The 22,570-nt window shown below is 70.6% G+C and carries 20 protein-coding genes and 1 tRNA gene; 1 reads left to right on the top strand and 20 read right to left on the bottom strand.

Annotated features, from left to right (window positions below):
• Positions 1-23 precede the first annotated feature (23 nt).
• The 18 genes from atpE to ASC99_RS00365 form a co-directional block, all read right to left on the bottom strand.
• Entirely contained in the window at positions 24-257 is a 234-nt protein-coding gene (gene atpE / locus ASC99_RS00280; RefSeq protein ID WP_057226856.1) for an ATP synthase F0 subunit C, read from the bottom strand.
• Between the two features lie 83 nt (positions 258-340).
• Positions 341-1,171: a F0F1 ATP synthase subunit A gene (atpB, locus tag ASC99_RS00285; protein ID WP_057226859.1), complete on the bottom strand. Its 831-nt coding sequence runs from the start codon at positions 1,169-1,171 to the stop codon at positions 341-343.
• A 264-nt stretch (positions 1,172-1,435) separates the two neighbouring features.
• Complete coding sequence (locus tag ASC99_RS00290) at positions 1,436-1,861, bottom strand: hypothetical protein (protein WP_057226862.1); 426 nt, start codon at positions 1,859-1,861, stop codon at positions 1,436-1,438.
• 286 nt (positions 1,862-2,147) lie between these two features.
• On the bottom strand, positions 2,148-3,446 hold the full coding sequence (locus ASC99_RS00295; protein ID WP_057226866.1) for an MraY family glycosyltransferase: 1,299 nt from the start codon (positions 3,444-3,446) through the stop codon (positions 2,148-2,150).
• 152 nt (positions 3,447-3,598) lie between these two features.
• Positions 3,599-4,858, bottom strand: a complete 1,260-nt coding sequence (gene glyA / locus ASC99_RS00300; RefSeq protein WP_057226869.1) for a serine hydroxymethyltransferase — start codon at positions 4,856-4,858, stop codon at positions 3,599-3,601.
• A 101-nt stretch (positions 4,859-4,959) separates the two neighbouring features.
• Entirely contained in the window at positions 4,960-5,592 is a 633-nt protein-coding gene (locus tag ASC99_RS00305; RefSeq protein WP_057227921.1) for a protein-tyrosine-phosphatase, read from the bottom strand.
• 38 nt (positions 5,593-5,630) lie between these two features.
• Complete coding sequence (locus tag ASC99_RS00310; RefSeq protein WP_057226870.1) at positions 5,631-6,278, bottom strand: L-threonylcarbamoyladenylate synthase; 648 nt, start codon at positions 6,276-6,278, stop codon at positions 5,631-5,633.
• A 156-nt stretch (positions 6,279-6,434) separates the two neighbouring features.
• A complete protein-coding gene (prmC, locus tag ASC99_RS00315; protein WP_057226874.1) occupies positions 6,435-7,301 on the bottom strand; it encodes a peptide chain release factor N(5)-glutamine methyltransferase in 867 nt (288 codons plus the stop codon).
• 20 nt (positions 7,302-7,321) lie between these two features.
• Positions 7,322-8,401 carry a peptide chain release factor 1 gene (prfA, locus tag ASC99_RS00320; protein ID WP_057226877.1) on the bottom strand — a complete coding sequence of 360 codons (1,080 nt, stop codon included), beginning with the start codon at positions 8,399-8,401 and terminating at the stop codon, positions 7,322-7,324.
• Between the two features lie 127 nt (positions 8,402-8,528).
• A complete protein-coding gene (gene rpmE, locus ASC99_RS00325; protein ID WP_057226879.1) occupies positions 8,529-8,753 on the bottom strand; it encodes a 50S ribosomal protein L31 in 225 nt (74 codons plus the stop codon).
• 130 nt (positions 8,754-8,883) lie between these two features.
• On the bottom strand, positions 8,884-9,999 hold the full coding sequence (locus ASC99_RS00330) for an LCP family protein (RefSeq protein ID WP_057226881.1): 1,116 nt from the start codon (positions 9,997-9,999) through the stop codon (positions 8,884-8,886).
• Positions 10,000-10,160: 161 nt separating this feature from the next.
• Complete coding sequence (rho, locus tag ASC99_RS00335; RefSeq protein ID WP_057226883.1) at positions 10,161-12,263, bottom strand: transcription termination factor Rho; 2,103 nt, start codon at positions 12,261-12,263, stop codon at positions 10,161-10,163.
• 533 nt (positions 12,264-12,796) lie between these two features.
• Complete coding sequence (gene thrB, locus ASC99_RS00340; protein ID WP_057226885.1) at positions 12,797-13,714, bottom strand: homoserine kinase; 918 nt, start codon at positions 13,712-13,714, stop codon at positions 12,797-12,799.
• A gap of 333 nt (positions 13,715-14,047) precedes the next feature.
• Positions 14,048-15,133, bottom strand: coding sequence for a threonine synthase (gene thrC, locus ASC99_RS00345; protein ID WP_369824295.1), 1,086 nt, complete (start codon positions 15,131-15,133; stop codon positions 14,048-14,050).
• Between the two features lie 8 nt (positions 15,134-15,141).
• Entirely contained in the window at positions 15,142-16,434 is a 1,293-nt protein-coding gene (locus ASC99_RS00350) for a homoserine dehydrogenase (protein WP_057226887.1), read from the bottom strand.
• A gap of 143 nt (positions 16,435-16,577) precedes the next feature.
• Entirely contained in the window at positions 16,578-17,969 is a 1,392-nt protein-coding gene (gene lysA / locus ASC99_RS00355; RefSeq protein WP_057226889.1) for a diaminopimelate decarboxylase, read from the bottom strand.
• Positions 17,970-18,047: 78 nt separating this feature from the next.
• Positions 18,048-19,703 (bottom strand): arginine--tRNA ligase, encoded by a 1,656-nt coding sequence (argS, locus tag ASC99_RS00360; protein ID WP_057226891.1) that lies wholly within the window; start codon positions 19,701-19,703, stop codon positions 18,048-18,050.
• A gap of 103 nt (positions 19,704-19,806) precedes the next feature.
• Entirely contained in the window at positions 19,807-20,295 is a 489-nt protein-coding gene (locus ASC99_RS00365; RefSeq protein WP_057226894.1) for a response regulator, read from the bottom strand.
• 149 nt (positions 20,296-20,444) lie between these two features.
• On the opposite strand from ASC99_RS00365, the gene ASC99_RS00370 reads away from it, so the two are divergent.
• A tRNA-Arg gene (locus ASC99_RS00370) sits at positions 20,445-20,516 on the top strand.
• Between the two features lie 121 nt (positions 20,517-20,637).
• Here ASC99_RS00370 and ASC99_RS00375 read toward each other — a convergent pair.
• Together ASC99_RS00375 and ASC99_RS00380 are read right to left on the bottom strand one after the other, a co-directional pair.
• Positions 20,638-21,651, bottom strand: a complete 1,014-nt coding sequence (locus ASC99_RS00375) for a serine protease (protein ID WP_057226896.1) — start codon at positions 21,649-21,651, stop codon at positions 20,638-20,640.
• A 153-nt stretch (positions 21,652-21,804) separates the two neighbouring features.
• Complete coding sequence (locus ASC99_RS00380) at positions 21,805-22,497, bottom strand: ABC transporter ATP-binding protein (protein ID WP_057226899.1); 693 nt, start codon at positions 22,495-22,497, stop codon at positions 21,805-21,807.
• Positions 22,498-22,570 lie beyond the last annotated feature (73 nt).

Raw genomic sequence — 22,570 nt, forward strand, 5'->3', positions numbered from 1 at the left:
TCGAAAAGGGCTACGACAGGTAATTAGCTGCCGGTGCCGAAGACGAACGGCATGACGATGCCGATGAGGGCGAGCGCCTCGGTCAGCGCGAAGCCGATGAACATGTTGGAACGGATCAGGCCGGCAGCCTCGGGCTGACGGGCCATGGCCTGGACACCGTTGCCGAAGATCAGACCAACACCGATGCCGGGGCCGATCGCGGCAAGGCCGTAACCGACGGAGGCGATGGAACCGGTGAGCTCAGCGAGCTGTGCCATTTCAGCTTGTCCTTTTCAGGGGTGTTAACCGGGGGTGGTTGGCCACCGGCAGTACGGGGGGATCTGGCGGGTGCTACAGCGGGTCAGTGCGCTTCTTCGAGCGCACCGGCGATGTAGCTGCTGGCCAGCATCACGAAGATGTAGGCCTGCAGGAACTGGACCAGCAGCTCGAAGGCGGTCAGCGCGAGGGTCACCACGAAGGAGACCGAGCCGTACGCCGCGCCCAGGCTCGGGCTGAGCAGGTACCAGGAGGCGATGGAGAACATCACGATCAGCAGGTGGCCGGCGAACATGTTCGCGAAGGCTCGGACCGCGAGCGTGAAGGGACGCACGAAGATGTTCGAGAAGAACTCGATCGGCACCAGGATGAACATGACCCAGCCGGGGATGCCCGACGGCCAGCAGAGGTTCTTGAAGCCGCCGACGAAGCCGTGCGTCTTGAAGGTCAGGAACATGTAGGTGAACCAGACCACGGCCGCCAGGCCGGCCGGGAACGCGATCGCCGCCATCACAGGGAACTGTGCGAACGGGATGATCGACATGATGTTCATGATCCAGATGAAGAAGAACATCGAGACCAGCATCGGGACGTACTTCTCGCCCTTTTTGCCGATCGTCTCCAGCACGATGGACCGCTTGACGAAGTCGTAACCGATCTCACCGACCAGCTGGAGCTTGCCGGGGAGCAGCTTCGGCTTGGCGAACGCCGCCCAGAAGAAGGCGATCACCAGGAAGGCGCAGAGGAACGCCAGCAGCATCGGCTTGTTGAACTCGATGCTGCCGATGGTGAAGATCGGCTCGAACTCGAACTCGTTGAGGCCAGGGGCGGGGAAGCCGCAACCGGAGAACAGGTGGCATCCGGCCTCAGAGGCGAGCTGCGTTACGTCAGCACCCACCACAGACTCCTTCGTCATGACGCATGGTTACGGCAACCTCGGTGTGTCGGCGCGGCCTGGGGCCACGGTGCGGCACTGGAACTTGATGGATATCTCGCCGACCCTGCGCGGCGTCGTCCGACGCCGCGGGATCCTTGAAGACTCTGTGAGTCCGGGGGGCGATCCGTCCGCTCGGCGGAGAGACCTGGCCACGTCCCGTACTCGTTCGTCGCGACGGACGATAGCAGTCCGTCAGGACGGCATAAACACCGCCCCCCTCGTGCGAGGGACAGCCGGAGCCGGTCACGGCTTGCTGTCCTTCTGGTCCGAGGAGTCGTTCTGCACGTAGTAGAGCTTGGCCTTCATGCCCGCGCGGACCTGGAATCCAGTGAAGATCAGAACGCAGCCGAGCAGCGTGAAGGCGAACACTTTGGTGTCGAAGAGTGTGGTGTCTTTGAACACTGCGAGCACGATGCCCACCAGCAGGATCTGCGTGGTGTAGACCAGCAGCGCGCCGGCCATCAACATGTGCGGGTTGTTCCTGGTCAGCCGGTCGAGCGCGATCTGACCGGAGATGAAGAAGGCCAGCACCAGCAGCGTCGCAGCGAGAGCACCGATCAGGCCCTTCGTCCCCACGACCGCAGCCGAGATCGCGACGGCGACAACTCCGGCAACCGCAGTGGAGATTGCGGCGCCGCGGAACGGGATCCGGGCGTCGTGGGACGGCATGTCGGCAGCTCCGGCGGCATGTCGAGAAACGGGGGACGGCGCTTGGGACGCGGTGATGGCACCGCACCGAGGACACCAGCCGTGGGCCCACCGCTCTGCGGCAGGACCGTCGATGGAGACCGATCAGGGACGGAAGTCCTTCACCTGTCAGGTCTTTCGGCGTGTTCTCGGTACTCGTGAACGGTATCACAAACTATTTGATGAGAGCTTTACCATGCACGTGTGGTACCTGTCACACCGACAGCCCAACAGTGCCGCCGTACGGGTGACGACAGTTGACGACCGGTCAGCTCCGCTGCTCGCCCCTCGCGCTGACCGCGGTGGCGCCGGTGCCGAGCCGGCCGAGCAGCTCCTTGTCGTCGGCCGAGAGCTCCGCCATCGCCGGCGCCTCGGCGGGTGCCGCGGCCGGAGCCGGGCCCTCCTTGCGGTAGCGCGGCGGCACAAAGGCCTGCACGACCCGGGGGGCGCTCGGGCGGAACCGGGGCATCATCAGCACCACGATGCCGAGCAGGCAGAGCCCAGCCAGCCCGAGCACCAGCGTCCGGCCCCGGCCCGGCACCGAGAAGGCCACCGTGCCGAAGGCGATCAGCGCGGCCCAGAAGTACATGATCAGCACGGCCCGGCTGTGCGAGTGCCCGACCTCCAGCAGCCGGTGGTGCAGGTGCTGCTTGTCCGCCGTGAACGGGGACTTGCCCGCCCAGGTCCGGCGGACCACCGCGAGCAGCAGGTCGGCCAGCGGCAGCGCGATCACGGTGAGCGGGAGCAGCAGCGGGATGTAGATCGGCACCAACTCGTGCACCGTGGCGGTCTGCGAACCGGTCTGATCGGTGATCAGGTCCGGGTCCACCCGGCCGGTGATCGAGATCGCGGCGACCGCGAGCATCAGGCCGAGCATCATCGAACCGGAGTCGCCCATGAAGATCCGGGCCGGGTGCAGGTTGTGCGGCAGGAAGCCCAGGCACATCCCGATCAGCACCGCGCTGAACAGCACTGCGGGGGCCGCGTCGTTGATGCCGTAGCCGTACCAGAGCCGGTACGAGTAGAGGAAGAACGCCATCGCGGCGATGCAGACCATGCCGCCGGCCAGACCGTCCAGGCCGTCGATGAAGTTCACCGCGTTGACCATCACGACCACCAGGGTGACCGAGATGACCATGCCCATGGTCGGGGTGACCGAGACCGGTCCTACGCCGGGCACCGGGATCGAGATCACCGTGACGCCCTGCCAGACCATCACACCGGCGGCGATCATCTGCCCGCCGAGCTTCACCAGGGCGTCCACGCCCCACTTGTCGTCCAGCACGCCGAGCAGCCACATGATCCCGGCCCCGGCCAGCAGCGCCCGGATGTCCGCGCTCTGGATGAACAGGTTGCCCAGGTGGGTCAGCTGCGAGGCGACCATCAGACCGGCGCACAGACCGCCGAACATCGCGATCCCGCCCAGCCGGGGCGTCGGCTCCCGGTGCACGTCGCGGGCCCGGACCGGCGGCATCGCGCCGGCCACGATCGCGAACTTCCGGACCGGACCGGTCAACAGGTAGGTGACGGCCGCCGTCACGAACAGGACCAGCAGATACTCACGCACCACTGACCTCCTGCGCGACGGTCCGACCGGTGGGTACCGAAGGTACCCCCGTGATTGCCCGGGATTCGAGGTGCGTCGCCACGGAGCACACCTTATTGAGTCGGACGCGCCGCGTGTGCATCGCGGTTCGCCTTCCCGGGTAATCCGGTCCGTCAGTTTTCGCCGAGCGAGGCCGCCAGCTCCCTGACCCGGGCACCGATCTCGGCCGGCGCACCACCGCTGAGCAGGCGTCCGATCAGTTCACCGACCTCCGCCATCCGCTCGACGGTCATCCCCTGGGCCGCCACCGCACCTGTGCCCAAACGGATACCGGAGGTCTCGGCGGGCGGAGCCGGATCGAACGGGAGTGCGCACTTGCCGAGCATCAGTCCGGCCGCCGCGCAGCGGCGCTCGGCCTCGACACCCGTCAGACCGAGCGCTCCGACGTCCGCCGTCACCAGCTGGGTGTCGGTGCCACCGGTCTGCGGGGGCGCGCCGGCTGCCTCGAGCGCCCCGGCCAGGGAGCGTGCACCGTCCACCGCGCGCTGGAGGTACGCAACGAACTCCGGCGTACCCGCCTGCGCGAACGCCACCGCCTTGCCCGCCACCTCGTTCATCGCCGCCCCGCCCTGGCTGAACGGGAACACCGCCCGGTCCACCCGTCCCGCCAACTCCTCGGAACAGAGCAGCAGCCCGCCACGCGGCCCACGCAGCAGCTTGTGGGTGGCCGCCACCGTGACGTCCGCGTACGGCACCGGGCTCGGCGCCAGGCCCGCCGCGACCAGTCCGGTGGTCTGCGCGGTGTCGGCGATCAGGTAGGCGTCCACCTCGTCGGCGATCTCCCGGAAGGCGGCCCAGTCCAGGTGCCGGGGGTAGGAGATCCCGCCCGCGACGATCGCCTTCGGCCGGTGCAGTTTGGCCAGCTCGCGGACCTGGTCGTAGTCCAGCAGCTGGTCCTGCTCGCGCACGCCGTAGCCGACGAAGTCGAACCAGCGGCCGGAGAAGTTCGCCCGCGAGCCGCAGCTCAGGTGCCCGCCGTGCTCCAGCGACATCGCCAGCACCAGGTCACCAGGTCGCAGCAGCGCCGCGTACGCCGCCAGCATCGCCGAAGTCCCGGACCGGGGCTGGACGTTGGCGTGTTCGGCGGCGAACAGCCGCTTCGCCCGGTCGACCGCGAGCAGCTCGGCGGCATCGGCGAGGGTGCAGCCACTGTGATGGCGGTGGCCCGGATAGCCCTCGGCGTACTTGTCCACCAGCGGGCCGCCCAGCGCGGCCAGCACCGCCGGGGTGGTGAGGTTCTCCCCCGCCAGCAGCTGCAGGCTCTCCGCTCGGCGGCCGGCCTCGGCGGCGAGCAGGTCGGCGAGTTGCGGATCCGCCTCCCGCAGCGCGGCGGGGGCGGTCCAGGAGAGTTGCACATCATGGGTGACGGTCATGGCAAAGCTCCCGGGCAGCGGACATTTCGGGCGGCATCACCCAGCGTAGGCCGCCACCTGCCCTCCGGCCCGTCCATACACCCACCCGAGCAGACGGTTCGTCAGCGAGAGGTACCCGTCAGGGCCGTCACGACCGGGTCGAGGGCGTCGAATATCTCCTCGCCGCAGTTGCGGAACATGCCGATCGGGGCGCCGTACGGGTCGTCCACCTCGTCGGACTCCGGGGTCGCGGCGAGCAGCCAGCCGCGCAGCGCGGCGGCGGCCCGGACCAGGGCGCGGGCCCGCTCGGTGACGTGGGCGCCGCCCCGGGGGTCGGGCAGGGTGGAGGGGTCGATCCGCCGGACCAGCCGGGTGAACTCCTTGAGCGTGAAGGTCCGCAGACCGGCCGCGTGACCCATCGAGATCACCTGTGCCCGGTGGTCGAGCGTCGCGGTGAGCACCAGGTCGGCGTCGATCACGTGCTCGTCGAGCAGCTCACGCCCGGCGAAGCCGTCGGCGCCGACGCCGTACTCGCCGAGCACGGTGGCGGCATGGGCCTCCATCGGGGCGCCCTCGTGCCCCCAGGTGCCCGCGCTCTCCACCACGATCCGGCCGGCGAAGTCCGCCAGCCGGGTGTCCAGCTCGTGCCGGGTCAGCCGCTCCGCGATCGGCGACCGGCAGACGTTGCCGGTGCAGACGAAGAGGATGCGGAACGAGTCGAGGGGCCGCGGCGAGACCGTGACGTACCCGGGTATGCCGAGGCCGGAGGAGGCGCCGTGCAGCGAGGCCGCTGTCAACTGCCGGCCTCCAGGTCCGGTACGACCTCCCTCAGCTGCTCGGCGCTGATCGCGCCGGCCCGCAGCAGGACCGGCACCTTGCCCGTGACGTCGACGATGGACGAGGCCTGCCCGAAGTCGGCGTTGCCGCCGTCCAGGTAGACCGAGACCGAGTCGCCGAGCTGGGCGAAGGCGTCGTCGCAGGTGGACGGCGAGGGGCCGCCGGTCCGGTTGGCGCTGGAGACCGCCATCGGGCCGACGTTGTTGAGCAGTTCGAGCGCGACGGGGTGCAGCGGCATCCGGACCGCGACGGTGCCCCGGGTGTCGCCGAGGTCCCAGCGCAGCGACGGCTGGTGCTTGGCGACCAGGGTCAGCCCACCCGGCCAGAACGCGTCCACCAGCTCCCAGGCCTGCTCGGAGAAGTCCGTGACCAGACCGTGCAACGTGGTCGGCGAGCCGACCAGCACCGGGGAGGGCATGTTGCGGCCGCGGCCCTTGGCGTCCAGCAGGGCGCCGACCGCCTCCGGGCTGAACGCGTCCGCACCGATCCCGTACAGGGTGTCGGTCGGCAGCACGACCAGCTCGCCCCTGCGGATCGCCGAGGCGGCCTCGCGCAGCCCGGTCTCACGGTCGCCTGCGTCGGCGCAGTCGTAGCGGCGGCTCATCGGTGCGGTCCCCTCTCGGAAAGCTGACTGGTCATCAGAGCGAAGCCTTCCGCGCGGTCGTGCTCTGCTCGATGTTCACAACGACGCCCTTCGGGCTGTTGTGCTCTGCTCGATGTCACAACGACGCCCTTCGGGCTGTTGTGCTGTGCTCGATGTTCACAACGACGCCCTTCGGGCTGTTGTGAAGCGCGGCCGGTTGTTCAGGTCCCGGTGGTCGGCGGCGTCCGTCCAGCCGCTCTCCTCGCGGAACACCCACGGCACCTGCCCGCCCTGGGTGTCGGCGTGCTCGATCACCACGACTCCCCCGGGCCGCAGCAGCCGGGCGGCGACCCGCTCGATGCCGCGGATCGCGTCCAGGCCGTCCTCGCCGGAGAACAGCGACATCTGCGGATCGTGGTCGCGGGCCTCGGGTGCCACGTACTCCCACTCGGTGAGCGGGATGTACGGCGGGTTGCTGATCACCAGGTCGAAGCGGCCGTCCCAGGAGCGGTCGTCCTCGAAGGCCCGGGTGGCGTCGCCCGCGTGCAGGGTGACCCGGGCCCGGTCCGAGCTGGCCTCGATGTTGCGCCGGGTGTACTTCATCGCGCCCTCGTCCAGCTCGAAGGCGTGCACGGTGGAGCGCGGCAGCTCCTGGGCCAGCGCCAGCGCGATCGCGCCGGAGCCGGTGCACAGGTCGACCACCAGCGGCTCGGCGACGTCCATGTCGCGGACGGCGTCTATGGCCCACTCGACCACCGACTCGGTCTCGGGCCGGGGCACGAAGACCCCGGGGCCGACCTCCAGCTCCAGGTAGCGGAAGAACGCCCGGCCGGTGATGTGCTGGAGCGGCTCGCGCGCCTCGCGGCGGGAGATCGCCTCCCAGTACCGGGCGTCGAACTCGCTGTCCTTCACCGTGTGCAGCTGGCTGCGCTTGACGCCGTGGACGTGTGCGGCGAGTTCCTCCGCGTCGAAGCGCGGCGACGGCACCCCGGCCGCGGCCAACCGCTGGGTGGCCTGGGCCACCTCGGCGAGCAGCAGGTTCATCCGTACACCCCTTGTCCGGGTCAGTTCTCCTGGGCGGCGGCGGCCAGCTTGGCCGCCGCGTCGGCGTCCACGCAGGACTGGATCACCGCGTTGAGCTCGCCGTCCAGCACCTGGTCCAGGTTGTACGACTTGAACCCGGTGCGGTGGTCCGAGATGCGGTTCTCCGGGAAGTTGTACGTCCGGATGCGCTCGGAGCGGTCCACGGTGCGGACCTGGCTGCGCCGGGCGTCCGACGCCTCCAGGTCGGCCGCCTCCTGCGCGGCGGCGAGCAGCCGCGAACGCAGGATGCGCATGGCCTGCTCCTTGTTCTGCAGCTGGCTCTTCTCGTTCTGGCAGGACGCCACGATACCGGTCGGCAGGTGGGTGATCCGGACCGCCGAGTCGGTGGTGTTGACGGACTGTCCGCCCGGGCCCGAGGAGCGGTAGACGTCGATCCGCAGCTCGTTGGCGATGATCTCGACCTCGACCTCCTCGGCCTCCGGCGTGACCAGCACACCGGCCGCGGAGGTGTGGATCCGGCCCTGCGACTCGGTCGCCGGGACGCGCTGCACGCGGTGCACGCCGCCCTCGTACTTGAGCCGGGCCCAGACGCCCAGGCCGGGCTCGGGGGTGCCCTTGGTCTTCACGGCGACCGAGACGTCCTTGTAGCCGCCGAGGTCGGACTCGTTGGCGTCGATGATCTCGGTCTTCCAGCCCACCCGCTCGGCGAACCGCAGGTACATCCGGAGCAGGTCGCCGGCGAACAGCGCGGACTCCTCGCCGCCCTCACCCGCCTTGACCTCCAGGATGACGTCCTTCTCGTCGTTGGGGTCGCGCGGCACCAGCAGCACCCGCAGCTCTTCGGTCAGCTCGTCGCGCCGGGCCTCCGAGGACTTCATCTCCGCGATGAAGTCCGAGTCCTCGAGCGCGAGTTCACGTGCCGCCTCGATGTCCTCACCGGCCAGCTTCCAGGCCCGGTAGGTACGCGTGATCGGGGTCAGCTCGGCATAGCGCTTGGCCAGCTTGCGAGCGTTCGCCTGGTCGGCGTGGACCGAGGGGTCGGCCAGCCTCGTCTCGAGGTCGGCGTGCTCGGTGAGGAGCTCTTCGACTGCCTCGAACATCGGGTGGGCCTACTTCCGCTGAGAGCTGTTTGACAGGGCTTGGGGCTGGTGGGGGAAGACGCGAACGGCGCCGATCCGTTCGCACCCACGAGTACATGGGTACGCCCGAACCGGCGCCGTACGGACGCTAGTCCTGCTTCGCGGAGAGCTTCTTGCCGAAGCGGGCCTCGAAGCGGGCAACGCGGCCACCGGTGTCCAGAATCTTCTGCTTGCCGGTGTAGAACGGGTGGCACTGCGAGCAGACCTCGGCGCGAATGACGCCACTGGTCTCGGTCGAGCGGGTCTGGAACTCGGCGCCGCAGGTGCAGGTCACGTTGGTGACCACGTACTCGGGGTGAACGTTGGGCTTCAAGGGGTTCTCCTAGTGTTCGGGAGGGCACCGGGTCGGCAGCTGACAGCCGCACGTGAACCGGGACCGACGGACCAGTCTGCCAGGACTGACCGCTTCTTCCCAAACCGAGTGGCGGCCACCGATATTCCGACTACCGGCTGGTGGCTCCCGCAGCCCCGCTCCTGGTGGGCTTCGCCGTCGCCGACGGGGCCGCCTCGGCCGGGTTGGCCGGCTGGCTGCTGAGCACCGACTCGGGCACCACCCGGTCGGCGGCCAGCGCCCGCCACAGCTCGGCGGCCCGGGGTTCGGCCGGGATCACCCGATTCAGGTCGCTCGGTGCGGTCACCACCGGCAGGGTGACCATGCTGAGGTTCTCCGGGCCGATCGGCTTGAGGACGTCGGCGAGGCCGACCAGGGCGCTCACCGAGGCCAGGTCGGAGTCGGTGGTGATGCTCTTGGTGAGCTTGTCCCCCACCGACCAGAGCTTGGCCGGGTTGGAGGCCAGCCCGATGCTCTTCACCTGCCCCAGCATCGACTTGACCATCTGCTTCTGCAGCTCGATCCGGCCCAGGTCGCTGCCGTCGCCGACGCCGTGCCTGGTGCGGACGAAGGCCAGCGCCTGGTCACCGTTCAACCGGTGTGTACCGGCGGCCAGGTGCAGCCCGCTGTCCTTGTCGTCGATGGCCACCGTGGTGGTCACGCCGACCCCGCCGATGGCGTTCACGAAGTCCGCGAAACCGGCGAAGTCGATTTCGACGAAGTGGTCCATCCGCATCCCGGTGAGCTGCTCGGTGGTCTTCACCGCACAGGCCGGACCGCCGACCTCGTACGCGGTGTTGAACATCACGCCCTTCGCGGCCGGCACCGCCGCGCCGGTGCCGACGGCGCTGCAGGCGGGCCGGGCGACCAGGGTGTCCCGGGGGATCGAGACCACGTCGGCCCGCGTGTGCGCCTGGTTGACGTGCACCACCATCGCGGTGTCCGAGCGGGCGGTGCCGTCGGTCTGGCCCCCGGCCAGGTCGCCGTTCTTGCCGTTGCGCGAGTCCGAGCCGAGCACCAGCACGTTGAACGAGCCGTTGGTCGAGGCGGGCGGCCGGGCGGTGCCCAGCTGGCCGTTGATGTCGACGCTCTTGATGTTCCCGTTGAGCTTCCAGTACGCGTACCCGGCCGCGCCGCCGCCGATCACCAGCAGCCCGGCCACCGTGCAGACGACGGTCCTGCGCAGGCGTATCCGCCGGCTCAGGGTCTTGCGTCGGTGTTCGGCCATAGCGTCTCGTCCTCAGCTCTCTGGGGGCTTGGTCGGTATGACCTTCATTCTGAGCATAAGGGAATCAGATACCGATAAGTCCGTTTCTTAAGTCGTGCTGAGAAGACGCGAAAGCCCCGGACCGCGGTTGCGGTCCGGGGCTTTCGGGTTCAGCCGGGAGGTCAGTCCTGGCCGGGGGTGTTCTTGGCGATCTGCATCAAGAACTCGGCGTTGCTCTTGGTCTGCTTCAGCTTGTCCAGCAGCAGCTCCATCGCCTGCTGCGAGTCGAGCGCGTGCAGCACCCGGCGGAGCTTCCAGGTGATGGCCAACTCCTCGGCGCCCAGCAGGATCTCGTCCTTACGGGTGCTCGACGCGTCGACGTCGACGGCCGGGAAGATCCGCTTGTCGGAGAGCTTGCGGTCGAGCCGGAGCTCCATGTTGCCGGTGCCCTTGAACTCCTCGAAGACGACCTCGTCGGCCCGCGAGCCGGTCTCCACCAGTGCGGTGGCGAGGATGGTCAGCGAGCCGCCGTTCTCGATGTTGCGCGCCGCACCGAAGAACTTCTTCGGCGGGTAGAGCGCGGTCGAGTCGACACCACCGGACAGGATGCGGCCGGAGGCCGGCGCCGCCAGGTTGTAGGCACGGCCCAGGCGGGTGATCGAGTCCAGCAGGATGACCACGTCGTGGCCCAGCTCGACCAGGCGCTTGGCGCGCTCGATGGCCAGCTCGGCGACGACGGTGTGGTCCTCGGCCGGGCGGTCGAAGGTCGAGGAGATGACCTCGCCCTTCACCGACCGCTGCATGTCGGTGACCTCTTCCGGACGCTCGTCGACCAGGACGACCATCAGGTGGCACTCGGGGTTGTTGGTGGTGATCGCGTTGGCGATCGCCTGCATGATCATCGTCTTGCCGGTCTTCGGCGGGGCGACGATCAGACCACGCTGGCCCTTACCGATCGGGGCGACCAGGTCGATGATGCGGGTGGTCAGGATGCCCGGGTCGGTCTCCAGCCGCAGGCGCTCCTGCGGGTAGAGCGGGGTCAGCTTGCCGAACTCGGGGCGGTTGCGGCCGCTCTCCGGGTCCATGCCGTTGACCGAGTCCAGCCGCACCATGGCGTTGAACTTCTCGCGGCGCTCGCCGTCCTTGGGCTGGCGCACCGCACCGGTGATCGCGTCACCCTTGCGCAGGCCGTTCTTGCGGACCTGGGCCAGCGAGACGTAGACGTCGTTCGAACCCGGCAGGTAGCCGGAGGTCCGCACGAAGGCGTAGTTGTCGAGGATGTCCAGGATGCCCGCGACCGGGATCAGCACATCGTCGTCGTTGACCTGCACCTCGGCCGGGCCGGCCTCGAAACGCTCGCCCCGGGTGCCACGGCCCCGGCGGTCGCGGTAGCGGCCCCGACGGCCCCGACGGCCGTCGCCGAACTCGTCGTCGTCGTAGCCACCGGCCTGCGGCTGCTGGCTCACGCTCTGCTGACGGCTCTGCTGCGGGGCACTGTCCTGGGCGCCGCCCTGCTGGGTCTGCTGACCCTGCTGGCGCTCGCCGCGCTCCGGACGGTCGGTACGGTCCCGACGGTTGCGGCGGTCCCGGCGGGACTCGCGGCTGTCGTCCTGACCGGCCTGGCTCTCGGTGGTCTCGGTGCGCTCGCCGCCCTCGCGACGGTCGCGCCGGTCCCGGCGGTCCCGGCGGGTCTCGGTCCGGCCGTCGGCGTCGAGCGTCCGGGCGTCGGTACGGGCCTCGGCGACCACGGTGGCGGTCGTCTCGGCGGCGGTCGCGGCCGCAGCCTCGGCGGTCGGCGCACCGGCGGCCGAGGTGGCCCGACGGCGGGTGCGCTCGGCACGGGCCGGGGCAGCGGTCTCGGCGGCAGCCTGGACCGGGATCTCGATCTGGGCCTGCGGCTCGGCAGCCGGGGCGGCCGCAGCAGCGGCGGCCTTGGTCCGGCGGGCAGGCTTCTCCTCGGCCTTCACCTCGGCCGCGGGGGCCTCGGCGGCGGCCGGAGCCGCGGCCTTGGTGGCCCGCTTGGCGGGAGCGGCCGGGGCGGCGGCGCCGGCCAGCAGCGGGTCACCGCCGCTCTTCTCCTTGATGGCGTCAATCAGCTGGCTCTTGCGAAGGCGTCCGGTACCGCTGATCCCGAGGGTCGAGGCGAGCTTCTGCAGCTCGGCCAGGACCAGGCCGTCGAGGCCCGCGGCAGCGGTACGGCGGCGCTTGGCCGGAGCCGCCGGGGCGGCGGTGTCTGACGCGTCGGCGTCGGGGCGCGCGCCCATCAGATCGGTGGAGTCGCTCACTAAGGGTCCTTCCCTGGAGCGGACGTCGGCCTGTCTGGCTCGGCGACCGGTTGTGCTGTCCTGACCAACGCTTGACTGCGTCGGTCCGAGGCGGTGATCCCCCGAATGGCGCTGCCAGTCGGGGAAGAGCTGAGATGTGCACGGTGGTGCGAAGTGGCGCGGATCGGTCTCGTGCCGACCCCGCTGCCTGCGATACCCGGGCCCCCGTCGCGTGACGGTGGCCGGGCCCCATCCGGGCGTGCCTCTAGGTGAGAGGCCGCGGGAGGGAGTCAGGTGCCGTCACGGCTTCGGGAAACGGCCGCCTTTGCGCAGGCAGGCTGCGTACGCGCTGCGGAGGGCTCCCGGAGAATCGTGGTCCCGCTCGTCCACGGCCCCACTCGTGCGGACTGGCCGCAACAGCGGAGGCTCGGGATCGGGACGTGGCGCACCGAACCCCGGAGGGCACCTGGTGCAGCATTGAGGTTAACACTACCGACCCCCTGAGACATTCCCCGGCCCCGTTCTCGTCAATCGTGTCCGTGCGACCGTCTTGCTCAGCCGTCCAGCGGCAGCACCGAGGCGCCGGTGCCGTCGAGCCGGAGACGGTGCGCGGCAAAGCCGTCACCTGCGAAGGTGAGCAGTTTCTCGGCGTTCGCCTCGTCCGCGAGGGCGAGCACGGTGGGGCCCGCGCCGGAGATCACGGCCGGGATGCCCTCGGCCCGCAGGGCGCCCACCAGACCGGCGCTCTCGGGCATCGCGGAGGCCCGGTAGTCCTGGTGCAGCCGGTCCTCGGTGGCGGCCAGCAGCAGTTCCGGACGGTTCGTCAGGGCCTCGACCAGCAGGGCGGCCCGACCGGCGTTGACGGCGGCGTCGGAGAGCGGGACGGTCTTCGGCAGCAGGCCCCGGGCGGTCTCGGTGAGCACCTCGGTGGACGGGATGAAGACCACCGGGACGACCAGCTCGGACGGCTCCAGCCGGACCGCCTTGGCGGAGTCCTCGTCCGTCCAGGCGATGGTGAACCCGCCGCGCAGACAGGCGGCGACGTTGTCGGGGTGGCCCTCCAGCTCGGAGGCGAGGGCCAGCAGGGCGGCGTCGTCCAGCGTGCTCGGGCCGCCGATGGTGACGGCGCGGGCGGCGACGATGCCGGCGCAGATCGCGGCGGAGGAGGAGCCCAGGCCCCGGCCGTGCGGTATCCGGTTGGCGCAGACCACCTCCAGGCCGCGCGGCTGACCGCCGAGGCGGTCGAAGGCGGCCCGCATCGAACGGATCATCAGATGCCGTTCGTCGCGCGGCAGGGTGGCCGCACCCTCACCGGCGATGTCCACCGAGAGACCGGAGTCGGCGACCCGGACCACCACGTCGTCGTACAGGCCCAGGGCGAGTCCGAAGGCGTCGAAGCCGGGGCCGAGGTTGGCACTGGTCGCGGGGACCCGGACCCGGACGGCGGCAGCACGGAACGCGGGACCAGCCATGGTGGTGGGACTCTCCTGGGAGGTGACGGCCCGGTTGGGGTCGGGCCTGCGGTGGTACGTGTGCGGGGTTTTCGCGACAGCTCCCCGGCGGGGTGGGCGCGGCGCACGGCGCGGCCCACTGCTGACCAGACTATCGAAGAGAGGTTCCACAGCGGTACACCCCGCACCCCTCCGATCTGCCGTGTTGCCGGATCTGGCCGGAAAATGCGCGAAAGCGGGCACCGATTCCGCCCGGAAGTCGGCGCGGCCGGCGACAAGTCGGGCAGAAAGGTGTGCCCCGGCAAACACGGCGGGCCGACCCCCGAAAGAGTCGGCCCGCTTGTTGACAGCTCGTCAGTCCAGCAGCCCGAGCCGGCGGGCGGCCGCCTCCGGGTCGATCGGCACGATCTGCGGCTGCGGCGCACCGGCCACCGCCCAGTCCGGGTCCTTGAGGCCGTTGCCGGTCACGGTGCAGACGATCCGCTGGCCCGGGTCGACCAGACCGGCCTCCGCCTTGGCCAGCAGGCCGGCCACCGAGGCGGCCGAGGCGGGCTCCACGAAGACGCCCTCCTGCGCGGCCAGCAGGCGGTAGGCGGACAGGATCTGACGGTCCGTCACCTTGTCGATCAGGCCGCCCGAGTCGTCCCGCGCGGCGATCGCGTAGTCCCAGGAGGCCGGGTTGCCGATCCGGATCGCGGTGGCGATGGTCTGCGGGTTGAGCACCGGGGCGCCGTCCACGATCGGGGCCGAGCCGGACGCCTGGAAGCCCCACATCCGCGGGGTGCGGTCGGCCAGACCGTCCTTGGCGTACTCGGTGTAGCCCTTCCAGTAGGCGGTGATGTTGCCCGCGTTGCCGACCGGGAGGACGTGGATGTCGGGGGCGTCGCCGAGCATGTCGACGATCTCGAAGGCGGCGGTCTTCTGGCCCTCGATCCGGACCGGGTTCACCGAGTTGACCAGGGCCACCGGGTACTTCTCGGAGAGTTCACGCGCAAGGGTGAGGCAGTCGTCGAAGTTCCCGTCCACCTGGAGGATCTTCGCGCCGTGCACCAGCGCCTGGCCCATCTTGCCGAGCGCGATCTTGCCCTGCGGCACCAGCACGGCGCAGACCATGCCCGCGCGCACCGCGTACGCCGCGGCGGAGGCCGAGGTGTTGCCGGTGGAGGCGCAGATGACGGCCTGGGCGCCGTCCTCCTTGGCCTTGGAGATCGCCATCGTCATACCGCGGTCCTTGAAGGACCCGGTCGGGTTGGCGCCCTCGACCTTGAGGTAGACCTCGCAGCCGGTGCGCTCGGAGAGCACCTGGGCGGGGACGAGCGGCGTGCCGCCCTCGAGCAGGGAGACCACGGGAGTGGAGGCGGAGACCGGCAGCCGGTCCCGGTACTCCTCGATGAGGCCGCGCCACTGGTGGGTACGACCGCTCTGGATGACGGCGTTCATGGTGCTTCCTACTCCCCTTCAACCCGCATGATGCTGGCCACGTCCCGCACGCTGTCCAGCGCGCGGAGCTTGTCGACCGTCGCCGACAGCGCGGCGTCGGTGGCACGGTGGGTGACCACGACGAGCGAGGCGTCGCCGTCGCGGCCCTGCTGGCGCACGGTGTCGATGGACACGCCGTGCTCGGCGAAGACGGAGGCCACCTGGGCCAGCACGCCCGCGCGGTCGTCCACGTCCAGGCTGACGTGGTACCGGGTGATCACCTGGTCCATCGGCTTGGCCGGGAGCTGGGTGTACACCGAGTCGCCGGGCCCGGTGGTGCCGTTGACCTTGTTGCGGCAGACCGCGACCAGGTCGCCGAGCACCGCGGAGGCGGTCGGCGCGCCACCGGCGCCGGGGCCGTAGAACATCAGCCGGCCGGCCGCCTCGGCCTCCACGAAGACCGCGTTGTACGCCTCGCGGACCGAGGCCAGCGGGTGGCTCAGCGGCAGCATCGCGGGGTGCACGCGGGCGGTGACCGACTCGCCGTCGGCGGCCCGCTCGCAGATCGCCAGCAGCTTGACCACGCAGCCCATCTCCTTGGCGGAGGCGATGTCGGCGGCGGTCACCTCGGTGATGCCCTCGCGGTAGACGTCCGCGGCGGTGACCTTGGTGTGGAAGGCGATCCCGGCCAGGATGGCGGCCTTGGCGGCGGCGTCGAAGCCCTCCACGTCGGCGGTCGGGTCGGCCTCGGCGTAGCCGAGCGCGGTGGCCTCCTCGAGCGCCTCGGAGTACCCGGCGCCGGTGGAGTCCATCTTGTCCATGATGAAGTTGGTGGTGCCGTTGACGATGCCGAGCACCCGGTTCACCTTGTCCCCGGCGAGCGACTCGCGGAGCGGGCGGAGCAGCGGGATGGCACCGGCGACGGCGGCCTCGTAGTACAGGTCCACGCCCGCCTTGGCGGCGGCGGCGTGCAGCTCGGCACCGTCCTTGGCCAGCAGCGCCTTGTTGGCGGAGACCACCGAGGCGCCGTTCGCGAAGGCGCTCAGGATGAGGTGTTTGGACGGCTCGATACCGCCGACGACCTCGATCACCACGTCGATGTCACCGCGGTTCACCAGCGCCTCGGCATCGGTGGTGATCAGGTGCTCGGGCACTCCGGCGCGGGCCCGGCCGGCCCGGCGGACCGCGACGCCGACGAGCTCGACCGGAGCGCCGATCCGCGCGGCGAGGTCGGCGGCGTCCGTCGTCATGATGCGCGCCACCTCGGAGCCCACCACACCACAGCCCAGCAACGCCACCTTCAGCGGGCGCGTACGCATCATCCGACTCCGCTCTGCTTTCTCGGGTTTTCCGCGGGCTGATTGGTCGGCGGTCTTCGCCGCCCGCAGGGTATTCGGTCTGTACCAGTCTCCGGGACCAGCCGCACGAATCTATGGCTGGTCCATCATCTGAGACGAGAATTTCCTCATCCGAGATCGAGGCGCAGGAGATCCTGCTCCGTCTCACGGCGGACGATCACCCGGGCCGCACCGTCCAGGACGGCGAGCACGGGAGGCTTGAGGGCGTGGTTGTAGTTGCTCGCCATCGAGCGGCAGTACGCGCCGGTCGCCGGGACCGCGATCAGGTCACCCGGCGTCAGGTCGGCGGGCAGGAAGGCGTCCCGGACCACGATGTCGCCGGACTCGCAGTGCTTGCCGACCACCCGGACCAGCATCGGCTCGGCCTCGCTGGTGCGCGAGACGAGGGCGACGGAGTACTCGGCGTCGTAGAGCGCGGTGCGGATGTTGTCCGACATCCCGCCGTCGACGCTGACATAGGTGCGCAGTCCGTCGAGCGGCTTGATCGTACCGACCTCGTACAGCGTGAACGCGGTCGGGCCGACGATCGCCCGGCCGGGCTCGACGCTCAGGCGCGGCACGTTCAGGCTGGCGGCGGCGCACTCCCGGCGGACGATCTCGGCCAGCGAGGCGGCGATCTCGGCGGGCTCGCGCGGGTCGTCCTCGCTGGTGTACGCGATGCCCAGGCCGCCGCCGAGGTCGATCTCCGGCAGCTCGACCCCGTGCTCGTCCCTGACCTGCACCAGCAGCCCGACCACCCGGCGGGCGGCCACCTCGAAGCCGGCCGTGTCGAAGATCTGCGAGCCGATGTGCGAGTGGATGCCGCGCAGTTCGAGGCTCGGGTGCGCGAGGGTGCGGCGGACCGCCTCGGCCGCCCGGCCGCCGCTCAGCGACAGTCCGAACTTCTGGTCCTCGTGCGCTGTGGCGATGAACTCGTGGGTGTGCGCCTCGACGCCGACCGTCACCCGGATCAGCACCGGCTGCCGGACACCCTGGGCGGCCGCGATCGCGGCCAGCCGGTCGATCTCCTGGTAGGAGTCGACCACGATGTGCCCGACGCCTGCCTTGACCGCCTGCTCCAGCTCGTCCGGCGACTTGTTGTTGCCGTGCAGCGCGATCCGCTCGCCCGGCATCCCGGCGGCCAGCGCCACGGCCAGCTCGCCCGCGCTGCACACGTCGAGGTTGAGCCCCTCCTCGTGCAGCCAGCGGACGATCGCCTTGGAGAGGAACGCCTTGCCCGCGTAGTAGACGTCCGCGCCGTCGCCGAAGGCGTCCCGCCAGGCGCGGGCCCGGGCACGGAAGTCGGCCTCGTCCATGACGTACGCCGGGGTGCCGTACTCGGCGGCCAGCGCCTTGACGTCGATGCCGCCGACGGTGGCCACGCCGTCGGCGTCGCGGGCGACCGTACGGGACCAGACCTTGGGGTCGAGCGCGTTCAGGTCGCTCGGCGGGGCCAGGTAGTGGCCCTCGGGCAGCACGTCACCGTGGCGGGGGCCTGCGGGGTGGGCGGAGCGGCTCATCGTGGTGTCCTTACGAGTAGGGGCGGTGACGTGTCCTGACGGACCGTCACCGCCCCCGGGGCGCTTGGGGGTTGAGTGCTACATCCGCTCGGGCGTCGATACGCCCAGCAGCGTGAGCCCGTTGGCGATGACCGTGCGCGTGGCGTCGGCCAGCCAGAGCCGGGCGTGCGTCAGGTCGGTGACCGGCTCCTCGCCCTTGGGCAGGATCTGGCAGTGGTCGTAGAACCGGTGGTACTCCCGGGCGACCTCTTCGAGGTAGCGCGCGACCCGGTGCGGCTCGCGCAGCTCGCCCGCCGCGGTGAGCACCCGGGGGAACTCGCCGAGCTGGCCGAGCAGCGCGGACTCCCACTCGGTGCTGAGCAGCTCCGGCTTGAAGTCCTCGGACTTGGTGATGCCCAGCTCGTTGGCCTTGCGCTGCACACCGCACATCCGGGTGTGCGCGTACTGGACGTAGAAGACCGGGTTCTCGTTGGTCTGGCTGGTCAGCACGTTGATGTCGAGCATGATCGTGGAGTCGGTCGGGTAGCGCACCAGGGAGTACCGGGCCGCGTCCACGCCGATCCAGTCGACCACGTCGTCGATCGTGATGATGTTGCCGGCCCGCTTCGACATCCGGACCTCTTCGCCGTCGCGAAGCATCTTCACGAACTGGCCGATCTTCACCTCGATGTTGCGGTCCATGTCGTCGCCCGCGCAGGCCGCGATGGCCTTCAGCCGGTTGACGTAGCCGTGGTGGTCCGCGCCGAGCATGTAGACCGAGACCTCGCTGCCCCGGTCCCGCTTGCTCAGGTAGTAGGCGGCGTCGGCGGCGAAGTAGGTGGTCTCGCCGTCGGCCTTGACCAGCACCCGGTCCTTGTCGTCGCCGAAGTCGGTGGTGCGCAGCCAGATCGCACCCTCCTGGTCGAAGACGTGACCCTGCTCGCGCAGCCGCCCGATCGCCTTCTCGACGACGCCGGAGTCGTGCAGCGACTTCTCCGAGAACCAGACGTCGAAGTGGGTGCCGAACTCGTCCATCGAGCGCTTGATCTCGGCGACCATCAGCTTGAGGCCCTCGACCCGGAAGACCTCCAGCTGCTCGGCCTCGGGCAGGTCGAGCACGCCCGGGACGCCGGCCACCAGCGCCTTGGCGATGTCGACGATGTACTCGCCCACGTAACCGTCGGCGGGCGCGGGCCGGCCGTTCGCGGCGGCCTGCAGGGAGGCGGCGAACTTGCCGATCTGCACGCCGGCGTCGTTCAGGTAGTACTCGGTGGTGACCTCGGCGCCGGTGGCCCGGAGCACCCGGGCCAGCGAGTCGCCGACGGCCGCCCAGCGGACGCCGCCGATGTGGATCGGGCCGGTCGGGTTCGCCGAGACGAACTCGAGGTTGATCTTGAGACCCTTGAGCGCCTCGTTCCGGCCGTACGCCGGGCCGGCCTCGACGATGGTGCGGGCCAACTCACCCTGGGTGGCGGCGTCCAGCGTGATGTTCAGGAAGCCCGGACCGGCGATGTCCACCTTCGACACCCCGGCGATCTCTCGCAGGCGCGCGGACAGGATCTCCGCGATGGCTCGCGGCGGCTTGCCGGCCGCCTTCGCGAGCTGGAGGGCCACGTTGGTGGCGTAGTCGCCGTGGTCCCTGTTCTTGGGCCGCTCGATCGTCACGTGCTCGGGCACGGCGACGGTCAGCTCGCCCGCCTCTACGGCGGCGCTCACTGCGGCCTGGACTGCCTGGGAAAGCTCTGCGGGTGTCACGGGCCCCAGCCTAGGCGAGAGGCGGTACGCGGCCGCACCTGGTTTACCCGTTGAGACGGGCGTGCCGCGGCTTTCCGGCGCCAATGTTCGCTCTGGGCGAACCTCAGCCGCTCTCCCCCAGCTCCGAACCGAAGCCGCCACTGAACCCGCCGCCGAACCCCGAACCGAACCCACCGCCGAACCCGTAGGCGAAGCGCTGCCGTGGCGCGTCCCGCCCGCTCAGCAGCATCATCCGCCGGACCAGCGCCACCAACTCCGCCGGGTCGAACGGCTTCCCGAGGTACCCGTCCACCCCGACCGACTCGCCCTGCCGCAGCTCGGCCGGCGCACACGCGCTCACGATCGCGATCGGCAGCCGCCTGGTCGCCGGGGCCGCCCGCAGCCGGGCCGCCGTCCGCAGGCCGTCGAGCCTCGGCATCATCACGTCGAGTGTCACCACGTCAGGAGCCACCCGGCGGACCACCTCCAGGCACTCCGCGCCGTCGGCAGCCGTCACCACCTCGAAGCCCTCGAGCTCCAGGTTGACTCTGATCAGCTGGCGGATCACCTCGCTGTCGTCCACCACGAGGACCCGCCCGGGCGCTCCGGACACCTCACCGAGGGTAGCCGCGCTCCCACCCACCCGTCCGGCCTTTCCCCACTTCCGTTCGCACCGGCCCGACCCACCCCCGAAACCCGTGCACGGACCACTCCCCCGGCCTGGTAATGTTCTCCACGTCGCCACCACGGGACACCATGCAGGCCCCCGTAGCTCAGGGGATAGAGCACCGCCCTCCGGAGGCGGGTGCGCAGGTTCGAATCCTGCCGGGGGCACTTCGCAAGAGGTGCTGAAGAGGCCCAAGTTGACCACTGGTCAGCTTGGGCCTTCGTCATGTCCGGGGTGCGGTCGAGTCGGTGCGGTCGGGTCCGTGCGGTCGGGTCCGGGGCCGGGTGGTCAGCCGGTGGTCACGTCCGTGAAGAGGGCGGCCAGGGTGTCGTCGAAGTGGGCGCCGTAGGAGATGTCCTCGGTGGCGCCGCCCTCCTCGAAGCCGCCGATCACGCCGATGACGCGGCCGGTGGCTGCTTCGAGGAAGGGGCCACCGCTGGTGCCACCCGGGAAGTCGGGGCAGGCGATCCGGCGTTGGTGGGCCGACTGGGCGGTGGTGGCGTTGGTGCAGACGATGGGGGCGTCGCTGCGACTGGGGTAGCCGTACAGGCGGGCGGTGGTGGTGAGGGAGGTGTTGTAGGCGATCGGGTTACCGCCGACCACCGCCTGGACGGTGCGGCCGGTGGTGTCGGGGGCGATCTCCAACAGGGCGTAGTCCTCGTCCGGATCCTGGTCCTGCTGCCAGCCCTCGGTGGTGTGGACGGCGGTGACCTGCCAAGTCCCGTACGGGCGGGTCCCGTTGCGATAGCCGGGGACGAAGGTGACGCCGCTCGCGGTGGACAGGCAGTGCGCGGCGGTGAGGACGAAGGTGCCACTCGGGCTGGCCACGACGCTCGCCGTGCAGAAGTGCTGTCCGTCGGAGAACAGGGCGCCGACCCGGGCGGATTCGGTGCTCGCCGGGGCGGTGGCGGTGGTGCCGGGGCCGGACGAGCGGGAGGCCGACGGGGAGGGCGCGGGCAACGGGGTCGGGACGGGGGGCGGAGTGGCGGTCGGGGTCTTCCTGGTGGCGGACGGGGCGGCGGCCGACGCGGTGGCCGAGGGGGAGGCGACGGCGGTCGGGGCGGGTTCGGCCGGGGCGTCCACAGGCACCGGGGCAGCGGGCGGGGCGGTGACCGAGGGGGTCGGATCGGCCGTGGGGACGGTGGCGACCACGCTCTCGGCCACCGGGGGGACCGCGGCGGGGACGGCAGTCGGCCCGGCCGTCTCGGCCGAGGCCGGGGCGGTGGGCCGGGCGGTGGCCGGCGAGACGGCCACCAGGGCGGCGATCACGGTCACGATCGCGAGTCGGTGCGCGGTGGTCATGCAGGTGCTCCCAACGTCGCGGTCACCCCGTACGGTTCGGTACGACTATGGGCCGCCGAGCTGGAGATCGGGTGATCGTTCGCTGGGAGTGCGGTGAGAGTTCCGGGAACGTTGCCCGCCTGACGCCCCGTCGGACCGCCTGCCGACGGCGGGTCAGTCCGCCTCCACGATCTGCCCGTCGTGCAGCGAGACCACCCGGTCGGCCTGGGCCATCAGGGTCGGGTCGTGGGTGGCGACCAGGGCGGTGACGCCCTGGGAGTGGACCACGGCGCGGAGCAGTTCCATCACGGCGAGGCCGGTCTCGGAGTCGAGCTGCCCGGTGGGTTCGTCGGCGATGATCAGCGCGGGGTCGTTGGCCAGCGCGCGGGCGATCGCGACCCGCTGCTGCTGGCCGCCGGAGAGTTCGGCGGGCCGCTGCTCGGCGTGGTCGGCCAGGCCGACCAGGGCGAGCAGGGTGCGGACCCGCTCCTCGCGTTCGGCGGCGGGGAGCTTGCGCAGCCGCATCGGGACGCCGACGTTCTCGGCGGCGGTGAGCACCGGCAGCAGGCCGAAGGACTGGAAGACGAAACCGATCCGGTCCCGGCGCAGCGCGAGCCGGCCTGCCTCGTCGAGCTCGGAGAGGTCGTTGCCGTCCAGCGAGATCCGGCCACTGGTGGGGGCGTCCAGGCCGCCGACCAGGTTGAGCAGGGTGGTCTTGCCGGAGCCCGACCGGCCCTTGAGCGCGGTGAGTTCACCCCTCGCGGCGGTGAAGGAGACCCCGCGCAGCGCGTGCACCGTGCGCGGTTCGGTACCGAAACTGCGGCGAAGATCCTCGACCACGACCATCGGCGATTGGGTGTCGGTCATCAGTGCTGCCCCCCGTGGACGATCCGGTGTGAAGATGCTCGATTCTGCGCAGCTCGGACATGGTTCGCGCAAG

Source organism: Kitasatospora sp. Root107 (genome assembly GCF_001424875.1).
In the GTDB taxonomy this organism is placed as follows: Bacteria; Actinomycetota; Actinomycetes; order Streptomycetales; family Streptomycetaceae; genus Kitasatospora.